We start from the raw sequence: 2,573 nt of genomic DNA, 5'->3' as shown, positions 1-2,573 counted from the left end.
CGGCGCGGTCGGAGCGATGACGGTGCAGGTCGCCGCGCGGGCCGGGGCCGAGGTGATCGGCGTGGTCGGACGCCCGGCCAAGCTCGCCCATGTCCCCGCTCCCGCCAAGTCCCTGCTGGCCTCCGAACTGTCCGCGGAGGCGGTGGGCGGCCCGGTCGACGTCGTCATCGACACGGTCGGCGGCCCGGTACTCCGCGACGCCCTCCCACTGGTCCGTCCCCGCGGCCGGGTGGCGCTCGTCGGCTACACCGCCGGACGCGAATTCACCGTCGACCTCGCGGACTTCCTGCTGGCCGACGTGTCCCTGCTGCCGGTGAACCTGATGACGCGGGGCAAGGAGGTCGCGGCGGACGCGGAGCGGCTGCTGGCGGAGTTGCGGACGGGGGAGCTGACCCTGGAGATCGAGCGGCACGGCCTCGACGCGCTGGCGGAGGCGGCCGAACGGCTGCGGACCGGGGAGGCGATCGGGAAAGTGGTGCTGGACTTCGGCTGAAGGGGCATCGACTCCCTCGGACCGCGTCCCGCACAGTCGGTTCGAGGGCCTGCCGCAGCGCTACAAGTCCGCTGTACGGGCCCGGGCCGCCGGTCCTCTTCCTGTGCGCGCCCGCCAGTGACCGGCGATCGCCGACGGAGCCCGGACGTCCGTCTTCACCAGGACCCGGACACCGAGCACATGGCCGGTGACCTCGCCCCACCGGTGAGTGCCGAAGGCCCGTTTCTCGCGACGGTAGTCGACCTCGGTCCCGAGGAAGCCCGCCCACTCGGTGAGATCGGCGCGCGACGCCTTGGCCCGCTGGATCCGGATGGTCCCGGACAGCGCGGGCTCCTCGCTGTGTACGTACATTCCCCAACCGGCCGTCGGCAGATCGGCCCTGAGCACCTCGGCCAGCGCCGTGGCCGCCTTGAGCTGAGCGGCGCGGGCCGGTTCACCGGGAAGCGCCCCAGGGCGCAGACGACCGTGTGCCCGCGCACTGGTGCCGAGCGGCACCGACTCCGAGAGCCGGACCGGTACGCCGTCCTTGACCGCGGCGACGTCGAGGGACTCCCAGGTGTGTGTGACGGCGTGTCCGCCGGTGTGTTCCGGGTCCGAGGAGCCTCCCTCCCAGGTGTCGAGGGTGTGGGACGAGCTGCGCAGCTCCGTGCCCAGGATGTCGGCCCAGCGCGCCAGCAGGGCGTACCGCTCGGCGTCGCCGAGTCCGCCCGGGAGCATGCCGTACAGGTCGGGTTTCTCGCTGAGCGCCCAGGACAGCGGAGGCCGCCCCCTCCGGATCAACTCGATCAGCGCCTCGACGGCGCGCGACTGGCCCTCGATGATCTCCGCCCTGTCCACGGGGAGAGCGTGCCCATGGGCCGGACCCGGGACACGTGAGCCTGTTCCCGCTGTACCGCTGGGCGGAACAGAGGGCGACGGAGCGCTTCCGGCAGAACACGCTGTCCACGGACAAGGCGATATCGGGTTCCGGTCGACAAGTCATAGGAGTCACCACGATGAATCTCCGAAACAGGATCACTGTCCTGGCAGCGACGCTCGTGAGCTGCGCGGGCATGGTCACGCTGGCGACGGGGGCGAATGCCGCCGAGCCGACCGCGGACTCAACTGCCGGCGTCTCCGCGCGCGTTACGGCCGCCGCGGCTGCGAGCAGCTATCACACGATCAAGAACCTGGCCTACAACCAATGCGTCGACGCGCCCGGCGGGGTGCTCAACGTCAGACTTCAGCTGGCCAACTGCAACGGCTCCAGCACCCAGAACTGGGCGTTCGTGTCCACCGGTTCGGCGGACACCTACTACCTGGTGAATCAGGCGAGTGCGTACTGCGCCGAGGTCAACAACGGCACCAGCGTTCCAGGAGAGGCCGTCGACGAATACCTCTGCGACGGGCTGGCGTCGGAGCAATGGGTCGAAACGGCCGTGACCGTCGACCAGAGGGCCGGCGCGAAGTTCAGGCACGTGGGCACCAATCTGTGCCTCGACACGGTCAGCAGTTTCAACAGCCAGCTCATGCAGTGGAGTTGCGACGACGCACATCCGGCTGCGGCCCAGGTCTGGATCGTGAGTTAGGCCGTTCCTGGTCACCGGTCCTGAGCACGTGCAGTCCGGCTCAGTGGCCGGTGTCGTTGCCGGTCGTGACCTTTCGCAGGCCGTAGAGCGCGGTCCCGAGGACGAGGACCGTGGCGCCGGAGACGACGGTGCTCGCGGGGAGGGCGAAAGCGAGGGCCGCGCAGCCGGCCAGGCCGATGACGGGGACGAGGCGGTTCGGTCGGCCCTCTTCCTCGGTGAGGGTCCAGGCGGACGCGTTGGCGATGGCGTAGTAGGCCAGGACGCCGAAGGAGGAGAAGCCGATCGCGCCGCGCACATCCGTGGTCGCGACCAGGACGGTGACCACCGCGCCGACCGCGAGTTCGGCGCGGTGGGGAACACCGAAGCGGGGATGGACGGAAGCCAGGGCGTGCGGCAGATGCCGGTCCCGGGCCATCGCGAGGGTGGTGCGGGAGACCCCGAGGATCAGCGCGAGCAGCGAGCCGAGCGCGGCGACGGCACCGCCGACGCGGACGGCCGGCACCAGCCAGTCG

4 protein-coding genes are annotated in these 2,573 nt (G+C 70.8%); 2 read left to right on the top strand and 2 right to left on the bottom strand.

Features of this window, described 5'->3' with window-relative positions:
- On the top strand, window positions 1-493 hold a 493-nt coding region (locus R6V09_RS50660), incomplete at its 5' end, for a zinc-binding dehydrogenase (RefSeq protein WP_317888175.1).
- A 60-nt stretch (window positions 494-553) separates the two neighbouring features.
- Here R6V09_RS50660 and R6V09_RS50655 read toward each other — a convergent pair.
- On the bottom strand, window positions 554-1,330 hold the full coding sequence (locus tag R6V09_RS50655) for a hypothetical protein (RefSeq protein ID WP_317888174.1): 777 nt from the start codon (window positions 1,328-1,330) through the stop codon (window positions 554-556).
- 158 nt (window positions 1,331-1,488) lie between these two features.
- Between R6V09_RS50655 and R6V09_RS50650 the strand changes: the two genes are divergently transcribed.
- A complete protein-coding gene (locus R6V09_RS50650) occupies window positions 1,489-2,061 on the top strand; it encodes an RICIN domain-containing protein (protein WP_317888173.1) in 573 nt (190 codons plus the stop codon).
- A gap of 40 nt (window positions 2,062-2,101) precedes the next feature.
- Here the strand turns inward: R6V09_RS50650 and R6V09_RS50645 are convergent.
- Window positions 2,102-2,573 (bottom strand): APC family permease (locus R6V09_RS50645; protein WP_317888172.1); only part of this gene is annotated, 472 nt, incomplete at its 5' end.

Origin of the sequence: Streptomyces sp. W16 (genome assembly GCF_033194735.1) — a bacterium.
Taxonomy (GTDB): domain Bacteria; phylum Actinomycetota; class Actinomycetes; order Streptomycetales; family Streptomycetaceae; genus Streptomyces.
Note: the sequence above shows the minus strand (reverse complement) of the source record. Positions and strands in the feature narration are given on the sequence as shown.

Coding starts and splice junctions, on each gene's coding strand:
- R6V09_RS50650 (WP_317888173.1), top strand. CDS start 1,489: ATGAATCTCCGAAACAGGATCACTGTCCTGGCAGCGACGCTCGTGAGC.